Annotated in this window: 17 protein-coding genes; 6 read left to right on the top strand and 11 right to left on the bottom strand. The window is 65.3% G+C overall.

Annotated elements, in window-relative coordinates; translation table 11 throughout:
* Positions 1–126: 126 nt before the first annotated feature.
* The 3 genes from ACTUWL_RS29020 (at position 127) to ACTUWL_RS29010 (ending at position 4261) form a co-directional block, all read left to right on the top strand.
* The gene (locus ACTUWL_RS29020) at positions 127–618 is read left to right on the top strand and encodes a PaaI family thioesterase (RefSeq protein ID WP_021077853.1); all 492 of its coding nucleotides are present in this window, start codon (positions 127–129) and stop codon (positions 616–618) included.
* Positions 619–893: 275 nt separating this feature from the next.
* Positions 894–3125, top strand: coding sequence for an alkaline phosphatase family protein (locus ACTUWL_RS29015; protein ID WP_021077854.1), 2232 nt, complete (start codon positions 894–896; stop codon positions 3123–3125).
* A gap of 140 nt (positions 3126–3265) precedes the next feature.
* Positions 3266–4261 (top strand): DMT family transporter, encoded by a 996-nt coding sequence (locus tag ACTUWL_RS29010; protein WP_021077855.1) that lies wholly within the window; start codon positions 3266–3268, stop codon positions 4259–4261.
* Here the strand turns inward: ACTUWL_RS29010 and ACTUWL_RS29005 are convergent.
* The 6 genes from ACTUWL_RS29005 to purC all read right to left on the bottom strand — a co-directional run bounded on the left by ACTUWL_RS29005 (position 4250) and on the right by purC (position 8527).
* The gene (locus tag ACTUWL_RS29005) at positions 4250–4987 is read right to left on the bottom strand and encodes a tetratricopeptide repeat protein (RefSeq protein WP_021077856.1); all 738 of its coding nucleotides are present in this window, start codon (positions 4985–4987) and stop codon (positions 4250–4252) included. The genes ACTUWL_RS29010 and ACTUWL_RS29005 overlap by 12 nt on opposite strands.
* Positions 4988–5238: 251 nt before the next feature.
* Positions 5239–6204, bottom strand: a complete 966-nt coding sequence (locus ACTUWL_RS29000; RefSeq protein WP_021077857.1) for a tripartite tricarboxylate transporter substrate-binding protein — start codon at positions 6202–6204, stop codon at positions 5239–5241.
* Between the two features lie 5 nt (positions 6205–6209).
* Positions 6210–6911, bottom strand: coding sequence for a phosphoribosylformylglycinamidine synthase subunit PurQ (gene purQ, locus ACTUWL_RS28995; RefSeq protein WP_021077858.1), 702 nt, complete (start codon positions 6909–6911; stop codon positions 6210–6212).
* Positions 6912–6915: 4 nt separating this feature from the next.
* The gene (locus ACTUWL_RS28990; RefSeq protein WP_021077859.1) at positions 6916–7494 is read right to left on the bottom strand and encodes a hypothetical protein; all 579 of its coding nucleotides are present in this window, start codon (positions 7492–7494) and stop codon (positions 6916–6918) included.
* Positions 7495–7507: 13 nt separating this feature from the next.
* On the bottom strand, positions 7508–7750 hold the full coding sequence (purS, locus tag ACTUWL_RS28985; RefSeq protein ID WP_021077860.1) for a phosphoribosylformylglycinamidine synthase subunit PurS: 243 nt from the start codon (positions 7748–7750) through the stop codon (positions 7508–7510).
* A gap of 9 nt (positions 7751–7759) precedes the next feature.
* Complete coding sequence (gene purC / locus ACTUWL_RS28980; RefSeq protein WP_016843454.1) at positions 7760–8527, bottom strand: phosphoribosylaminoimidazolesuccinocarboxamide synthase; 768 nt, start codon at positions 8525–8527, stop codon at positions 7760–7762.
* A gap of 347 nt (positions 8528–8874) precedes the next feature.
* Here purC and ACTUWL_RS28975 point away from each other — a divergent pair, with 347 nt between their 5' ends.
* Positions 8875–9198 carry a DUF1476 domain-containing protein gene (locus ACTUWL_RS28975; RefSeq protein ID WP_021077861.1) on the top strand — a complete coding sequence of 108 codons (324 nt, stop codon included), beginning with the start codon at positions 8875–8877 and terminating at the stop codon, positions 9196–9198.
* A gap of 33 nt (positions 9199–9231) precedes the next feature.
* Here the strand turns inward: ACTUWL_RS28975 and ACTUWL_RS28970 are convergent, their stop codons facing one another.
* On the bottom strand, positions 9232–10176 hold the full coding sequence (locus tag ACTUWL_RS28970; protein ID WP_021077862.1) for a LysR family transcriptional regulator: 945 nt from the start codon (positions 10174–10176) through the stop codon (positions 9232–9234).
* Between the two features lie 112 nt (positions 10177–10288).
* Here ACTUWL_RS28970 and ACTUWL_RS28965 point away from each other — a divergent pair, with 112 nt between their 5' ends.
* Both ACTUWL_RS28965 and purB read left to right on the top strand, forming a co-directional pair.
* Positions 10289–11119 (top strand): isocitrate lyase/PEP mutase family protein, encoded by an 831-nt coding sequence (locus ACTUWL_RS28965; protein WP_021077863.1) that lies wholly within the window; start codon positions 10289–10291, stop codon positions 11117–11119.
* A 203-nt stretch (positions 11120–11322) separates the two neighbouring features.
* Complete coding sequence (gene purB, locus ACTUWL_RS28960; protein ID WP_021077864.1) at positions 11323–12753, top strand: adenylosuccinate lyase; 1431 nt, start codon at positions 11323–11325, stop codon at positions 12751–12753.
* A gap of 53 nt (positions 12754–12806) precedes the next feature.
* On the opposite strand, the gene cynS is transcribed toward purB, so the two are convergent.
* The 4 genes from cynS to ACTUWL_RS28940 form a co-directional block, all read right to left on the bottom strand.
* A complete protein-coding gene (gene cynS / locus ACTUWL_RS28955) occupies positions 12807–13295 on the bottom strand; it encodes a cyanase (protein ID WP_021077865.1) in 489 nt (162 codons plus the stop codon).
* Between the two features lie 19 nt (positions 13296–13314).
* Positions 13315–14226: an ABC transporter ATP-binding protein gene (locus tag ACTUWL_RS28950; protein WP_021077866.1), complete on the bottom strand. Its 912-nt coding sequence runs from the start codon at positions 14224–14226 to the stop codon at positions 13315–13317.
* A gap of 2 nt (positions 14227–14228) precedes the next feature.
* Positions 14229–15068, bottom strand: a complete 840-nt coding sequence (ntrB, locus tag ACTUWL_RS28945) for a nitrate ABC transporter permease (RefSeq protein ID WP_021077867.1) — start codon at positions 15066–15068, stop codon at positions 14229–14231.
* A gap of 160 nt (positions 15069–15228) precedes the next feature.
* Entirely contained in the window at positions 15229–16614 is a 1386-nt protein-coding gene (locus tag ACTUWL_RS28940) for a CmpA/NrtA family ABC transporter substrate-binding protein (protein ID WP_035650708.1), read from the bottom strand.
* Positions 16615–16677 lie beyond the last annotated feature (63 nt).

The following is a 16677-nucleotide window of genomic DNA, read 5'->3' as shown; positions in this document are numbered from 1 at the left end:
CCCATTTCCGGCCTGTCCAGAGCTTTGCGGCGGTTGGACCCGGCTTGGGGTCGGTACCCGGGATTTGCACAATGGGGATGGATCGGATTTAAGGACCCGAACCCGACAATTGAAGGCCCAGATTTCGTGAACGAGCTCGCCCCGACCGCACTCAACACCGCATTCAACCGCCGCCCCGACCTGCACGTCGAAACCGAGGGCGAATTCGCCGGCTGGCGAACCTGGACGCGGGACAATTTCGAGACCCATACCGGCCCGTTTTACCACCGGATGGACGAGACCGGCCGCATCTCCTGCGCGTTCCGGGTCGCCAGGAAGCACCTCAACGGCTCCGGCAATGTCCATGGCGGCTGCTTCATGACCTTCGCGGATTACTGCCTGTTCGCGCTCGCCGGCTCGGTGCTCCAGGGTCCCGGCGTCACGGTCTCGTTCGCGTCGGAATTCCTCGACGCGGCCCGCGAGGGCGATCTGATCGAATGCAGCGGCGAGGTCACCCGCGCCGGCGGCTCGCTGATCTTCGTGCGTGGCATGCTGACATCGGCCGAGCGACCGCTGTTCACCTTCTCCGGCACCATCAAGCGCGTGAAGCGCAAGGCGCCGGCGGAGCCGACAGCGTAAGCACGCGCACCTCGCTTCGCTTGAGAACACGCACGCGCCGTGAACACGCGTCGTCATCCGGCCGTTACATCGGCGCGGATTGAATCGAAGGCGCGGCTCTAGCGCGTTGTGTTCACGCGCGTTCTTCGTGTGAAGCAATGCGCACTGCAGTTGTGACGCGACGAGATGCTGTCGTTGCGTCGTCGCGCATGCGTCACATGCCCGTCAGCCAAGCTTCCGTAGATTGCCGAACGGTTTCGGTTTGTGCATTCGCGCAGCGAGCTTGGGGCATTCTCATGACATTGAAGACGTTTGTTTCCGTCACGACGGCAATGACGCTTGTCGCATCGCTGGCCTGGACCGCAACTCCGGCGCGCGCCGGACAGGACGGCGACAATGGCGATCGCGGCAGCGACTCCCGCGGGCACGATCAGGACCAGGATCAAGACCATGACGGCGGCCATCATGGTCGCAAGCCACGCGTGGTGCTGATCTCGCTCGACGGTGCAAAACCCGATTTCATCCAGAAATTCATCGAGGAAGGCGTGCTGCCGCGCGACGGCGGCCTCGCCCGGCTCAGCCGGCGCGGCGCGGTGGCGCTGCAGAACGTGACGGCATCACCGTCGCTCACCGCGGTGTCGCACATCGCGATCGCGACCGGCTCGACCGCGGTCCACAACGACATCCCCTCGAACACGTTCCAGCCGATCGTCGGGCTGATCTCCAGCAGCATCAGCGGCTTCGCGGCCCCGATCGGCGGCTACACCGAGAGCCCGCTCGGGCCGTCGGCGCACCCGACGGCCGAGCCCCTGTGGGTGCAGCTGCGCCAGCAGGGCAAGAAGGTCGTCACCGCGACCTGGCCCGGCGGCGACGGCGCCGACATCTCCATCAACAAGACCGTGGTGCAACCGGCGCAGCCGACCCGCGTGACCGACTTCACGGTCCCGTTCGGCGCATTCGGCGGCATCGGAGCCCAGGGCTTCACGCTGTCGCGCAGCGACTTCACCGCCGATCCCGGCATCGTCGCAGCGCTGCAGGCGGCAGGTCATTTCTCGTTCAGCCCGGTGCTGGTGACCTCGGCGCCGATCGAGACGTTCTCATGTTCCGCGGCTGCAACCGCGACCTGCACCAATGCGTCGACGCTTGACGTCAAATACTCGATCCGCGTCGCCGCGATCGACACCACGAACGATCGCAAGGTGAACTACGACACGCTGGTGTTCTTCGACGAGAACCGCGGCATCACCGCAGGTCCGTTCCATGCACCGTCGACCGGGCCGGCTTATGCCAGGTTCGGTGGCGAGAACGCGCCGTTCTTCTTCGAGGGCAGCGGCGCCAAGGTCGGTGCCGCCTACTTCGTCTCGGCACTGTCGCCGGACCTCTCGGTGGTGCGCTTCGCCCGCTACGGTGCCAACTACATCCCGCGCAACACGCCGGTTCTCGCCGACGTCGACGACATCAACAACAACATCGGGTTCTGGCGTGCGCAGGCCGACTTCCGCATCCCGGAGCGCCTGAGCCCGGGCTTCACCAACTTCCCCGACGTCGAGATCGAGACGATGTACGAGGACATGGTGAAGACCTTCGTGCGCTACCAGGCCAATATCGGCGAGCGTGCCATCAAGACCCATCCGGACGCCGACCTCGTGATGGTCTATATCGAGCAACCCGACGGCTCCGAGCACCAGTTCCTGCTCACCGATCCGCGCCAGGGCACCAACCCGGCGGATCCGAACTCGATCGGCGCCAACCAGGACCCCGCCAAGGTCAAGCGCTACGCCTCCTACATCCGCTTCGCTTACCAGACCGCCGACAAGGCGGTGAAGCAGGTCGCCGAAGCGGCGGGCCATGACAGCAACGTCGTCGTGGTGTCGGATCACGGCTTCGCGCCGTTCCACACCTCGGTCAACCTCACCAACATCCTGCGCAACGCGGGCATCGACACCAGCAAGGTCGGCATCCGCACCTCGGGCCCTGCGGCCGACATCTACGTCAACCTGCAGAACCGCGAGCTCGGCGGCACCGTGGATCTTGCGACCTACCGGGCCCTGGTGACGCAGATCACCGATGCGGTGAAGAACGCGGTCGATCCCAACGCACGCTTCAACTACTCGCTCAAGGAGCAGCGCATCTTCACCGTCGTCGAGACCCGGCCGCTGCAATGCGACGCCGGCACCGGACAGTGCACCAGCAAGACCGTCGGCCAGGACTATGGCGACGTGTTCGCGCTGATGGCGCCCGGCTACAATTTCGACGGCGTGCAGAATCCGGGCGTCGCACGCCAGGGCGATGCGCCGTTCAATTCGGCGACCACCGCGCTGTCGATGCCGAACTTCTACGGCGCCCACGGTCACGACCCCGAGCTTCCGGTGATGAGCGCGACATTCATCGCCGCGGGACCGCAGATCCGCAGGGATACCGTAGTACGGCACATGCGCAACATCGACGTGGCGCCAACCATCATGCGGATCCTCGGCACCACACCGCATCACGTCGATGGCGAGGTGCTGAACGAGGTGCTGCGCTAGTATCTCAGCTAAATTCCGTGCGACGGACGCCACGCGCGTCCGTCGCTTTTCACTATTGAACCACCGCCTCTAGCCTTTCGCCCTGTGGCCAAGCTACATTCGCCCCATCGCGCGACAATGCGCGAAGGGAGCCAATCAAGGTGCCGAAGAGCACAGCGAACACGGGCGGCGTGACGGCTCCCGCGATCACGCCCCATCCGTCCATATCGGCGCCCGGTGCGCGCGGCTGGCGCGACTATGCGCTGCTGCTGGCGCTGGCCTGCTGCTGGAGCTCGACCTATCCGCTGACCAAGATCGGCCTCGGCTCGATCCCGCCGGTCACCTTCATTTCCGCCCGCTCGCTGGTGGCGGCAGCCTTCCTGCTCGTCGTGCTGCGGATCCGCGGCATCCGCATCCCCACCGACATCAAGGCGTGGAAGCTGTTCGCCTTCCAGCAGACCATCAACTCGACGATCCCGTTCCTGGTGATCACCTGGGCGCAGCTCTATGTGCCGGCGTCCAACACCGTGGTGCTGGCCTCGACGACGCCGATCTTCGCCTTCCTGATCACCTGGGCGATCACGCGGCACGAGCCGGCCTCGCTGCTCAAGCTGGCCGGCGCGATCCTCGGCCTCGCCGGCACGGTCGCGATCATCGGCCTCGACGCGCTCTCGGGCTTCGGCAAGGAAATATTCGCGGAGATCGCGATCCTGCTCGCCACCATCTCGTTCGCCTGCGCGACGATCTTCGGACTGCGGTTGTCGGATTACGATCCGATGGTGGTCGCCGCCGGCTCGCTCTTGTTCGGCGGCACCGTGCTGCTGCCGGTCGCCCTGATTATCGACCATCCCTGGACGCTGCATCCGACGCCGCAGGCGCTGGTCGCCACCGTCGTGAAGGGCATCTTCTCCAGCGCGTTCGGCCTGATGCTGTTCTACATGTGCCTGACGCGGCTCGGCACGCTGACGACCAATGCGCAAGGCTATCTGCGGATTCCGATCGGCGTCGCGCTGTCGGTGATCCTGCTCGGGGAATCCGTGCCGTCGAACCTGGCACTGGGACTCGTGCTGGTCATGTTCGGCGTCGCCGCGATGACGGTGCCGGGCGATGCGGTTAAGCGGTGGCTGCGCAGGGGTAGTCGCAGCTCAAGTCGATAGCTGCTTCTCGGCGATCGAGAGCCATTCGGCCTGCGCATCGCGCAGGTATTTCGGCGCGCGCCGCATCTGGATCAATAGCTCGTTGAACACCATGCGCGCCTCGGCGGTGCGGCCGACCAGCTGCAGCAGCAGGCCATAGCGGACCCGCGCCTCAGCGCCGGGGAAGTACTGCGACACCGCCTGATACTCCTCCAGTGCCTCGTCGAGCCGACCCAGTTCGGCGAGCGAACGGGCATAGAGCAGATGCCCCTCGGCGGACTCGAAATCCGGCCAGCGCTCGCGCAAGGCGTCGAGCGTCGCCAGCGCCTCGGCCGGCTGCTTGCGGCCGAACTGGGCCTGCGCCTTGGCCAGCGCGTAAGCCGGATCGTCGCCCTGCGGCAACCCCAACACATGGTCGTAGTGGCTCTCCGCCTCCTCGAAGCGCCCGATCGCCTGGCACTCCGCGGCCAGCGCCGCGCGGTTGGCGATCGTGTCTGATGTCGCGAGCCGGTCGGACAGTTCGCGATACCGCTTCTCGGGATCGAGCCGGTTGGCGACGCGCTTGCGCGCCTGCGCGGCGCCCGGTCCGCCCCACCATTCCGGAATCAGCTCGACGACGATGTAGGCGATCGCGCCGATCAGCGGCACCATCAGGATGATGAAGGCCCACGGCTGCAAGCGCCCGGTGCGCGAGGCGTGGTAGATCAGCGTGATGTCGAGCAGCAATATGACCAATGCAACAGGCATTGCGGATCCCCGCGAACCGGACAGACCATCCCAATCGCCCTCGTCATAACGTGCCCGGCACGCTGCGACAATCCCCGGTTGCCATGCCGGCCGCGCTAGCGTGAAGAGATTGTGAAACGGAGGCGATTATCCCTGCATTGGTCGCAGACCGAACAGTCCGGGTTCACGGTTCCTATTGCGCTTCGCAGCGAGCCTTGCGCTCCTCTTCAGCGCGCTTTTCCTCTTCTGATGTCGCCTGCATTTCGGAGGCGCTACTTCTTGTCGTCGGCGAGCAGCGCGCGGTATTTCGCGACGTCGCGGGCCACGAGTTGCTGCAGCACCTCGGGCGCGAGCTCGTCGGCGTCCGGCGCGACCGTCGACAGATCGGCGAACCGCTTCTTCACCGCGTCGCTTGCGACCGCGGTGCGTGCGGCGGCGTTGAGCCTGGCGATGATCTCGGGCGGGGTGCCCTTCGGCGCGAACAGGCCGTTCCAGCCCTGCGCCTCGAACTCGGGCAGCCCGGCCTCGCTCGAGGTCGGCAGCTCCGGCAGCGAGGCGAGCCGCACCGTCGAGCCGACCACGACCGCCTTCACGAGCTTGTCGTCGATCGCCTGCGACACCGAGGCCGCGGCATCGCAGACGCCGTCGATCTGGCTGCCGATCGCATCGGTCAGCGCCAGCGCGGCGCCGCGATAGCCGACCAGCTGCACGTCGATCCCGGCGGCATGCACGAAGCTCTTGCAGATCAGATAATTCGACGAGCCGACGCCGGCATGGCCGAGATTGACCTTCCCCGGGTTCTTCTTGGCGTAGTCGATGAAGTCCTTGAGGTCCCTGGCCGGAAAATCCTTGCGCAAAGCGACGATGCCGAAGGTTTTCGCCACCACCGCGATCGGCGCGAAGGAGTCCGGCGTGAACGACAGTTTTGGATAGATCGTGTAGGTCGCGGCGTTGGTGCCGGCATTGCCGATCGCGATCGTGTAGCCGTCCGGCTCGGCGCGCGCCGCGCGGGTCAGCGCGGTCGAGCCGCCCGCGCCGCCGACATTCTCGATGATGATGCTCTGGCCGAGCGCCGCGCTCATCTGGTCGGCGACCGCGCGGGCGATCACGTCGGAGGTGCCGCCGGCCGTGAACGGCACGATCATCGTGATCGGACGCTTGGGGAAGTCCTGGGCGTGAGCCGATGTCACAAGCAGCAGAACCGCGGCTGCGGCCGCGGCAAGGTACCGTCCCAGCATGATGGCTATGCCGCCTTCTCGAACTGCTGGACCAGCCCGGCGAACAGGCCGCGGCCATCGGTGCAGCCCATGATCTCTTCGACGTGGTTTTCCGGATGCGGCATCATGCCGAGCACGTTACCGCGCTCGTTGACGATGCCGGCGATCGAATGCGCGGCGCCGTTGAAGTTGGAGGCCTCGTCGACCACGCCATCGGCCGAGCAGTAGCGGTAGAGCACCCGCCCGTCGCCCTCGAGCCGCTTCAGCGTCTCTTCGTCGGCCTCGTAATTGCCCTCGCCATGCGCCACCGGCACGCGGATCACCTGGCCGGCATTGTAGCCGCGGGTGAACGGGGTGTCGGAGCGCTCGACCTTCATGTGCACGTCACGGCAGACGAATTTCAGCCCGGCATTGCGCATCAAGACGCCCGGCAGCAGACCGGACTCGCACAGAATCTGGAAACCGTTGCAGACGCCGAGCACCAGCCCGCCCGAGGCTGCGAAGTCGCGCACGGCGTCCATCACGGGCGCGCGCGCCGCGATAGCGCCGCAGCGCAGATAATCGCCATAGGAGAAGCCGCCGGGCACCACCACGAGGTCGGTGCCTTTTGGCAGCGCGGTCTCGGCGTGCCAGACCATTGCGGTCTCGTTGCCGGAGGCCAGTTTCAGCGCTCGCGCCATGTCGCGCTCGCGGTTGATGCCGGGGAAGACGAGGACGGCTGATTTCATCGGATCACCTGGTTTTGGGCGCCAGCACGAGCTTCGCTGCGGCGGCAAACTTTGCGTAATTGTCGTTGCTGGCTTTCTCGTCGCGCGCCGAACTGATCAGGCTGGCGGAGCCTTGTCCGCCGATCAGCAAGCCGCTGACTTGATACTCGCTTGCGCCATCGGCCGTCACGGTCAGACGCCGTGCCTTGAACATGCGCGGCGTCGCCGTGCCCTTGTCGCCGTCAACGCCGAGCAGCGTAATCCGCTGTCCGGGCGTCCGCTGTTCCAGCGCCTTGATGATCTGCTCCTGCCCCGCACGGAACTGGTCGAGCGTCATCTGCTTTCCGCCGATATAGTACCGGTAGCTCACCTTGGAGCCCGCACCGCAGGACGACTGCGTGCAGCGGAACATGTGCGCATCGGAGCCGCGGCGCTCGTAGCTCCATCCGCTGACCGTGAACGGCGGCGCCTGCGTCGTGGCGGAGGGTGGCGGCGGCGCCGATTGCGCCGAGACACCGCCGCATCCAGCAACCGTCAGCAGAGCAGCCAACAACGATCGGACGACGATACGGTCACCGCCAGCAGCGAGGGTGGCTGTTGTCATCTGGCGCGCCCGGCTAGCTCAGGACCTCGACCCGGTAGTTCTCGATCACGGTGTTCGCCAAAAGCTTGTCGGCGGCGGCCTTCAATGCCGCCTCCGCCTTGGCCTTGTCGGTCGCGGCGAGCTCGATGTCGAACACCTTGCCCTGGCGAACGCTCGCGATGCCGTCGACGCCGAGCGATTTCAGCGCGCCCTCGATCGCCTTGCCCTGCGGATCGAGGATGCCCGACTTCAACGTAACAGTGACACGTGCCTTCACGATAGCCCCTTAACTTTTCACCAGCACCGGGCCGCTTCCAGCGGGCCGCTCGTTTTCGATCAGGATGCCGAGCCGCTTCGCGACCTCGGTGTACGCTTCGAGCAGACCGCCGAGATCGCGGCGGAAACGGTCCTTGTCGAGCTTCTCGTTCGACTTGATGTCCCACAGCCGGCAGGAGTCCGGCGAGATCTCGTCGGCGACGATGATCCGCATCATCTCGTTCTCGAACAGCCGCCCGCACTCCATCTTGAAGTCGACGAGGCGGATACCGATGCCGAGGAAGAGGCCGGTCAGGAAGTCGTTGACGCGGATGGCCAGCGCCATGATGTCGTCGATCTCCTGGGGCGTGGCCCAGCCGAACGCGGTGATGTGCTCTTCCGACACCATCGGGTCGTTGAGCTGGTCGTTCTTGTAATAGAACTCGATGATCGAGCGCGGCAGCTGGGTGCCCTCCTCGATCCCGAGCCGCTGCGACAGCGAGCCGGCGGCGACGTTCCGTACCACCACCTCGAGCGGCACGATCTCGACCTCGCGAATCAGCTGCTCGCGCATGTTGAGGCGACGGATGAAGTGGGTCGGCACCCCGATGTCGTTGAGGTGCTGAAACAGGTACTCCGAAATCCGGTTGTTGAGGACGCCCTTGCCCTCGATCACCTGGTGTTTCTTGGCATTGAACGCGGTCGCGTCGTCCTTGAAGTGCTGGATCAGGGTTCCCGGCTCGGGGCCTTCGTAAAGCACCTTGGCCTTGCCTTCATAAATGCGGCGTCGACGGCTCATTGGGATGTACCGTGTTTTGTTGAAATCCATGAATTTGGGTGCTCCGGATGACTTGGGGTTACGACCCACGACGGAGCTGCCGCGGAGGCCTGGAACCTGAGCTATCCAACTGGAAACAGAACAAGAACCACGCCTGTTGGCAACCTATCCGATTGGCCCATCCAGCACAATCGATAGTGCCCCCTTGCGGGCACTTATACCGCCCTATCGAAAAGGGCCGATTCCGCCTGTTTTGCCTGCGGCTTAACGGCTCGTTGTCTTGCCGATTCCTCCCAACTATCTAGGCAGGCATCGGGGCTGCCGCAACGAGCTGCGGCCCGCATTCAGCAGGGATTGGAACTTCGGCCATGAACGAGTTCAACAAGCGCGAGGAAGGTTTCGAGAAGAAGTTCGCCCTCGACGAGGAGCTGAAGTTCAAGGCGGAAGCCCGCCGGAACAAGCTGCTCGGCCTGTGGGCTGCCGAGAAGCTCGGCATCACGGGCGATGCCGCCAACGCCTATGCCAAGGAGGTGGTGGCCGCCGATTTCGAGGAAGCCGGCGACAACGACGTCCTGCACAAGGTTCTGAAGGACCTCACGGCCAAGGGCCAGCCCGCCACCGAGCGCGATATCCGCGCCAAGATGGACGAGCTGCTGGCCGTGGCGGTGGCCCAGGTCAAGGCGGGAACCTAGGTTCACGCCCCGGCTTCGCTCACCTTCGAGTTGCTACGCGCGCCGGACCTTGTTCCGGCGCGACGCGTTTGTGCCCCTTGCCTTGGTGAAGTCTGCGCGGATGATGTCGAGCAGGCGGCGCGACGCGGCGCTGAGGAAGCCGCCGTGCCGTGTCACCGCGACGACCTCGTGACTGGCAGTGAGATTGCCGACGCGGATGGTCGCGATCGCCGAGGTCCGCAGCTCCTCCGCCGCATTGCTGTGTGACAGCAGCGCGATCCCGAGCCCCGCCTCGACCAGCCGCTTCTGCGCCGTCAGGCTGTCGACCGGCGTCCATGCGACCTCGCCGAGCCCGTGGGTCAGGAACAGCGCGAACACATGGGAGGCCGTGATCTCGCGCCGGCCCGGCACCTCGGGAAAGGCGATCCACCGCTCGTCCCGGAGATCGGCGAGCCTGCCGACCCTCCGTCCCGCCAGCGGATGGTCCGGCGCGCAGACCACCTGGAGCGGCTCGGCGAACAGCACCTCGCATTCGAGGTCACCTGAGCGGTCGCGGTCGTAGCGCAGCCCGATCGTCGCCTCGCCGCGCCGGATCTGGTCGCTGACCTCGGCGCTGGTCGCCGTGCGCAAGGTCAGCGCGACATCCGGATGCCGGCGGGCGAACCGCTTCAGCACCTTCGAGAGCCGCTCGCCCGCCAGCGTGCCGGTCACCGCCAGCGCCACCGGGCCGGAATTGTCGCGCAGCAGCGCGCGCACCGCGTTCTCGGCATCCTGCGCCGCCGCCACCGCGCGCTCGGCGTAGGGCACCATCACCCGCCCTGCATCGCTGAGCCGCGTCTTGCCTCCGATGCGCTCGAACAGGGGCACGCCGAGCTCCTGCTCGAGCAGCGCGATCCGCCTAGAGATCGCCGGCTGCGAGCGATGCAGCGCCTTCGCGGCGTTCGAGATCCCGCCGCGGCGATGCACTACCAGGAACGTGTTGAGCGCGTCGCTGTCCATTCTCGCCTCATGCAAAAAGCTAATGATATCGAGAGAAATAACAAATTTGTCTGATGATCGAAACCACCCTATCGCTTGCTGCCAGTCGCTTTCCCAACCATCAGGAGTTCACATGCGCACCCAGGCAGACAAGGCAGCACGGTTTCGCGAGCTGCATCAGCGGCCCGGCGCCTTCATCATTCCCAACCCCTGGGATGCCGGAACCGCGAAACTGCTCGCTGCCATGGGGTTCGAGGCGCTCGCGACCACCAGCCTCGGGGTCGCCAACACGCTCGGGCAGTCCACCATCAGCCTCGACGCTATCATCGAGAATTGCCGGATGATCGTGGAGGCCACCGACCTGCCCGTGAACGCCGACCTCGAGAATTGCGGCGCCGATGATCCGAAGACCGCGGCAAGGGCGATCACCCGCGCAGCAGAGGCCGGCGTGGTCGGCGGCTCGATCGAGGACTCGACCGGCAATCGCGAGCATCCGATCTACGACTTCTCGCTCGCGGTCGAGCGGGTGCAGGCGGCGGTCGAAGCGGCACGGGCGCTGCCGTTCCCGTTCATGCTGACCGCGCGGGCGGAGAACCTGCTGCACGGCCGCAACGATCTCGACGACACCATCAAGCGGCTGCAGGCCTTCGAGGCGGTCGGCGCCGACGTGTTGTACGCACCCGGCGTGTACGACGCCAAGACCATCCGCACGGTGACGGCCTCGCTCGGCAAGCCATTCAACCTGGTGATGGGCTTTGCCGATCCGACCCTGACGGTCGATCAGATCGCCGCCGCCGGCGTCAAGCGCATCAGCACCGGCGGCGCGATGGAGCGCCACGCGCTCAACGCCTTCTTGCGCTCCGCCCGCGAGATGAAGGACAAGGGCTCGTTCAGCTATGTCCGCGACATGGCGCCGGTGAAGGAGGTCAGGGCGGCGTTCAACGGATCCGTTCCCGCCCCGTGATTGCGAGCAGTGCTGGCGACAATGACGTCAGCCAGTGCTGCGTGCATGCCGAAGCCGCCTCAGGTTGCCTGAGGCGGTGCGGATCACTATCTGCTAAGGTGCCGCCAACACCGCAAGCCCGGGCCGTGGTGCCTGCAATCTCGACGATCCATGACAGCTCTCGGCTTGCAGCCGGCACCAGGTAATGCCAAGAGAGCGGGATCATGTCCCAAGATCACATTTCCAACGTCCTCGCCGAACGTTATGCCTCGCCCGCCATGCGCGCCATCTGGAGCGGCGAAGGCAAGGTCCGCCTCGAACGCGACTACTGGATCGCCGTGCTGAAGGCCCAGCGCGATCTCGGAATTCCGGTTCCGGATGGCGTGATCGAGAGCTACGAGCGCGTGAAGGACCAGATCAACCTGGCCTCCATCATGCAGCGGGAGCGCATCACCCGCCACGACGTGAAGGCGCGCATCGAGGAGTTCTGCGAACTCGCCGGTCACGAGCACCTGCACAAGGGCATGACCAGCCGCGATCTTACCGAGAACGTGGAGCAATTGCAGGTCTATCGCGCGTTGCAGTTGGTCGAGACCAAGAGCGTCGCCGCGCTGGTTCGATTTGCAAAGCGCGCGCAGCAATTGCGCGACGTTCCGTTTACCGCACGCACCCACAACGTGGCGGCGCAGGTCACGACGCTCGGCAAGCGCATCGCCATGTTCGGCGAGGAAACGCTGCTGGCGCATCAGAGCCTGGTCAATGTGCTTCAAACCTATCCCGCGCGCGGCCTGAAGGGCGCGGTCGGCACCCGGCTCGACCAGATCACCCTGTTCAATGGCGATGCCGGCAAGGCGCGCGCACTCGAACAGCGCATCCTCGTTCACCTCGGCCTGCCGAAAGCCCTTGATGCCGTCGGCCAGGTGTATCCGCGCAGCCTCGACTTCCGTGCCGTCAGTGCGCTCACCGAGCTTGCCAGCGGCCCCGGCAATTTCGCCAAGACCATTCGCTTGATGGCGGGCCACGAACTCGCCAGCGAAGGCTTTGCCAAGGGCCAGGTCGGCTCCTCGGCGATGCCGCACAAGATGAACAGCCGCTCCTGCGAGCGCATCAACGGCCTTCATGTGATCCTGAAGGGCTATCTCGCCATGGCCGCCGGGCTCGCCGGCGATCAGTGGAACGAAGGTGACGTCTCCTGCTCGGTCGTCCGCCGCGTGATGCTGCCCGATGCCTTCCTCGCCATGGATGGGCTCCTCGAAACCTTGCTCACCGTGCTCGATCAGATGGACGTGTTCGAGGCCGTGGTCGCGACCGAGCTCAACCGCTATTTGCCCTTCCTGCTGACCACCACGGTCATGATGGAAGCGGTCAAGAAGGGCGCCGGCCGCGAAAGCGCCCACGAGGCGATCAAGGAACATGCCGTCGCCGCCATCGGCGACCTGCGGACCGGCAAGATCGTGCAAAACGATCTGCTGCAGCGCCTCGCCGCCGATCAGCGCCTTGGCTTGAGCGAGGCCGAGCTGCAGCTTGTGCTGGACCAGGGTCGCGCCAACTCCGGCGACGCCGCCGCTCAGGTCGATTACTTCGCCGAGCAGGTCGACGCCCTGGCGAGAGCCAAGCCCGACGCGGCGAGCTATGCGCCACGCGCGATTCTGTGAGGTCGGAGGGAAGTTCCGAGCGCGCGGCGTGAAGCAGTCGCGCCGCCCTGCTCTCACTCCTCCTTGAAGCCGTATTCCGGCACGTTGCCGCTGGCGCCGTAATATTTGTACGGCAGGAACTTGCCGCTCATGGTGATCTTGACGCGGTCGCCCTTCGGATTGGCGACGCGCTCCATCGCCATGTCGAAGTCGATCGCCGACATGATGCCGTCGCCGAACTCCTCCTCGATCAGCGCCTTCCATGCCGGACCGTTGACCATCACCATCTCGTAGAAGCGGTAAATCAGGGGATCGGTCGGCGGCATCGCCGTGCCGGTGCCGCGCATCGGCACCTCGTTGAGCATCGCAGTCTCAGCCTTCGACAGCCCGAATAATTCCCCGGCGTTGGCAGCCTGCGGTTTTGTCAATTTCATCTGGCCGAGAATTGCGCCGACGATCAGGACTTCGGAATAACCGCCGATCTTCTCGCAGATATGCTTCCAGCTCCAGCCCTTCTCGCGCTTGATGTCGAGCAGCTTTTCGGTGAGGTCTTCGCGTTTCATCTGGTTTCCTCCTCAGGCTTCAGCGCGCAATGCTCTGCGCGGGATTGGGTTCGACGACGCGCGGCGGCGAGACGATCACCGGTTCGCCCAGGCCGGGCCGCACCGTCGGCACGTGGCGCGGATCGTGTCCGGTCACCTCGGCCGCAAAGCTCTTGCTGCGGCTGACCAGGAAATCGACGATATGGTTGCGCAGCGCGTAATAATAGGGGTGGCGGTGCAGATCGATCCGGCCGCGCTCCTTCGGCAGCGGATTCTCGACGATCTCGGCCAGCACGGCGCCAGGGCCGTTGGTCATCAGGAAGATCTTGTCGGCGAGGAAGATCGCCTCGTCGACGTCATGGGTGATCATGAAGGTGGTCTGCCCGGTCTCCAGACAGATGCGCCGCACCTCGTCCTGCAACGTGCCGCGGGTCAGCGCGTCGAGCGCCGAGAATGGCTCGTCCATCAGCATGATCTTCGGCGTGATCGACAGCGCCCGCGCGATGCCGACGCGCTGCTTCATGCCGCCGGACAGCTCCGACGGATGCTTGTGCTCGGAGCCGGTGAGCCCGACCAGATCGATGAACCTTTGCGCGTGGGCCTTGACCCGGGCGCGGTCCCATTTGCGCCATTTCGAACTGACGGCGTAGCCGACGTTGCCGAGCACGGTGCGCCATGGCAGCAGCGCGTGGCTCTGGAAGATCACGGCGCGGTCGAGGCTGGTGCCCTCGATGCCCTGCCCGTCGACGATCACGGTGCCCTCGCTCGGCTGGTCGAGGCCGGCGAGGATGTTGAGCACCGTGGTCTTGCCGCAGCCGGAATGGCCGATCACGCAGCCGAACTCGCCGCGTGCCATCGACAGCCAGAAATTCTCGAACACCGTGGTGGTGCCGCCGCCCGCGCCGGGATAGCGCCGCGCGATGCCCTCGATGGAGATGAACTTGTCGGTCATCGCTACTCCGGAAATGTCACCATGCGCGTGAACCGCGCCAGCACCTGGTCGAGCAGCATGCCGACCAGACCGATCAACAGGATCGCGATGATCACATTGGTGATCGACAGATTGTTCCACTCGTTCCAGACGAAATAGCCGATGCCGGTGCCGCCGACGAGCATCTCGGCGGCGACGATGACGAGCCAGGCGATCCCGATCGAGATCCGCATCCCGGTCAGGATCGTCGGCGCTGCCGCCGGCAAGATCACGGTGAAGGCGCGCCTGACGGTACCGACTTCGAGCGTCCGGGCGACATTGATCCATTCCTTGCGCACGCCGACGACGCCGAACGCGGTGTTGAGCAGCATCGGCCACACCGAGCAGATGAAGATGACGAAGATCGCCGAGATCGAGGAATCCTTGATGGTGTAGAGCGCAAGCGGCATCCAGGCCAGCGGCGAGATCGGCTTCAACACCTGGATGAACGGATCGAGCGCCCTGCTGATCAGGGGCGACATCCCGATCAGGAAGCCGAGCGGGATCGCGACCATGACGGCGATCAGATAGCCGAGCCCGACGCGCGCGATCGAATAGCCGAGCTGGATGCCGAGGCCCTTGTCGTTCGGTCCGTTGTCGTAGAACGGCCGCTTCAGATGCTCCCACAGCTTCGCCCCGACATCGAGCGGTCCGGGCATCGCCGACTTGCCCTGGGTCGCGGTCAGCCCCATCAGCTTCGCATACTCCGGGCTCATGTTCGCCACAGCGCCCGTGCCGCGGGTCGCCAGGTGCCAGGCGGCGAGGAAGGTCGCGAGCAGCACGACGGAGACGATCGCGGCGCGGAAGCGGAGGGACAGCCTCATTCGGCGCGCCCTCTCAACCCGTCGTCCCGGCGAAGGCCGGGACCCATACGCCGCGCCGCCTCGGTGGGGCACGCGGGGAGACGCCGTGCACAAACACCGACGGTCGTGGTTATGGGTCCCGGCCTTCGCCGGGACGACGTGGATAAGCCGGTGCCTACCTTCACGACGACTTCCTGATCTTGAAGCTCGCGAGATAATCGTCGGGCTTGGCCGGATCGAAGCTCTTGCCCATCACCGAGAACGATTTGTAGGCGGTTGCCGGCGGCGAGAGCCCCATCTCGACCATCACCTTCTTCGTGTCGGTGGCAAGGTAGACCTGCTCGGCCACTGCCCGGTAGTCGACCTCGCCCTTGATCTGGCCCCAGCGCTTCATCTGGGTCAGCATCCACACCGCGAAGGATTGCCAGGGGAACGGATCGAAATCGACCCGCTTGGCGTCGGTCTTCACGCCGCCAAGGCCGTCGGCATAGGTGCCGGTCAGCACCTGCTCCAGCACCGTGACCGGCGCGTTGATGTAATTGGCCGGCGCGATCGCCTCCGCGATCTGCTTGCGGTTCTCGGCCTTCGCCGCATAGCCGGTGGCATCGACGATCGCCCGCGTCAGCGCCGCGAACGAATTCGGCGCCGCGGTGATGAACTCGCGGCTCGCGGCAAAACTGCAACAGGGATGGCCATCCCAGATCTCCTTGGAGAGGATGTGCAGGAAGCCGACACCGTCATAGATCGCGCGCTGGCAGATATTGTCCGGCGCGAGGAAGCCGTCGATGTTGTCGGCGCGTAGATTGGCGACCATCTCCGGCGGCGGCACCGAACGGAGTTGCACGTCGGTATCCGGATCGAGCCCGTGCTCGGCAAGATAATAGCGCAGCAGATAATTGTGCATCGAATAGTCGAATGGAATGGCGAACTTCATGCCCTTCCAGTCCTTTGGATCGCGCCGATCCCTGTGCTTCATCGCCAGCGTGATGCCCTGCCCGTTGATGTTCTCGATCGCGGGCACCGTGAACGGGATCGCGTTGGCCCCTAAGCCAAGCGAGATCGCGATCGGCATCGGCGCCAGCATGTGGGCGGCGTCGTATTCCTTGTTGATGGTCTTGTCGCGAATGACCGCCCAGCCGGCGGTCTTCACCACCTCGACATTGAGCCCCTGCTTGGCATAGAAGCCGAGCGGCGCCGCCATGATGATCGGGGTCGCGCAGGTGATCGGGATGAAGCCGATCTTGAGGTCCTTCTTCTCCGGCGACCCTGCTTCGGCGAACGCCTCCGTCGCCGTCTTCAACGGGAAGAATTGCGACAGTGCGGCGAGCGCGGTCGCAGCCCCGACCGACTTCAGGAAGGCGCGGCGTGCGACATCCTGCGGAAACACCGCCCGCATCACCGCGGAGGCAACGATGCCTTCGTACCGCTTCTCCTCACTCACGACAGGCTCGCAGCGCAGCGGGCGCGCGGCATGATCGTGCTCGGCGGCCGAGCGATGCAGCCCGCAGGCGCAGCCCGATCGCACCAGCGCGCGGTCGGCGTCGAAGGGATCGTCTGACATGGACATGCTGCGCCCCATTGTCGCACCGAAACGAGGAAAGCTCCGCGATCCGGTTCATTGATCGGCGTC

It is taken from the genome of Bradyrhizobium sp. WCU1, assembly GCF_053474805.1.
The sequence above is the reverse complement of the archived record's forward strand: the minus strand, read 5'-3'. Positions and strand labels throughout refer to the sequence as shown.

What these genes read in the sequence shown, in the direction of transcription:
- ACTUWL_RS29015 (WP_021077854.1), top strand. Translation starts at nt 894, where the DNA reads ATGACATTGAAGACGTTTGTTTCCGTCACGACGGCAATGACGCTTGTC.
- purC (WP_016843454.1), bottom strand. Translation starts at nt 8,527, where the DNA reads ATGAGCCGTCGACGCCGCATTTATGAAGGCAAGGCCAAGGTGCTTTAC.
- ACTUWL_RS28950 (WP_021077866.1), bottom strand. Translation starts at nt 14,226, where the DNA reads ATGACCGACAAGTTCATCTCCATCGAGGGCATCGCGCGGCGCTATCCC.
- ACTUWL_RS29000 (WP_021077857.1), bottom strand. Translation starts at nt 6,204, where the DNA reads ATGCTGGGACGGTACCTTGCCGCGGCCGCAGCCGCGGTTCTGCTGCTT.
- ACTUWL_RS29005 (WP_021077856.1), bottom strand. Translation starts at nt 4,987, where the DNA reads ATGCCTGTTGCATTGGTCATATTGCTGCTCGACATCACGCTGATCTAC.
- purB (WP_021077864.1), top strand. Translation starts at nt 11,323, where the DNA reads ATGTCCCAAGATCACATTTCCAACGTCCTCGCCGAACGTTATGCCTCG.
- ntrB (WP_021077867.1), bottom strand. Translation starts at nt 15,068, where the DNA reads ATGAGGCTGTCCCTCCGCTTCCGCGCCGCGATCGTCTCCGTCGTGCTG.
- cynS (WP_021077865.1), bottom strand. Translation starts at nt 13,295, where the DNA reads ATGAAACGCGAAGACCTCACCGAAAAGCTGCTCGACATCAAGCGCGAG.
- ACTUWL_RS28940 (WP_035650708.1), bottom strand. Translation starts at nt 16,614, where the DNA reads ATGTCCATGTCAGACGATCCCTTCGACGCCGACCGCGCGCTGGTGCGA.
- ACTUWL_RS28970 (WP_021077862.1), bottom strand. Translation starts at nt 10,176, where the DNA reads ATGGACAGCGACGCGCTCAACACGTTCCTGGTAGTGCATCGCCGCGGC.
- purQ (WP_021077858.1), bottom strand. Translation starts at nt 6,911, where the DNA reads ATGAAATCAGCCGTCCTCGTCTTCCCCGGCATCAACCGCGAGCGCGAC.
- ACTUWL_RS28990 (WP_021077859.1), bottom strand. Translation starts at nt 7,494, where the DNA reads ATGACAACAGCCACCCTCGCTGCTGGCGGTGACCGTATCGTCGTCCGA.
- ACTUWL_RS28975 (WP_021077861.1), top strand. Translation starts at nt 8,875, where the DNA reads ATGAACGAGTTCAACAAGCGCGAGGAAGGTTTCGAGAAGAAGTTCGCC.
- ACTUWL_RS28965 (WP_021077863.1), top strand. Translation starts at nt 10,289, where the DNA reads ATGCGCACCCAGGCAGACAAGGCAGCACGGTTTCGCGAGCTGCATCAG.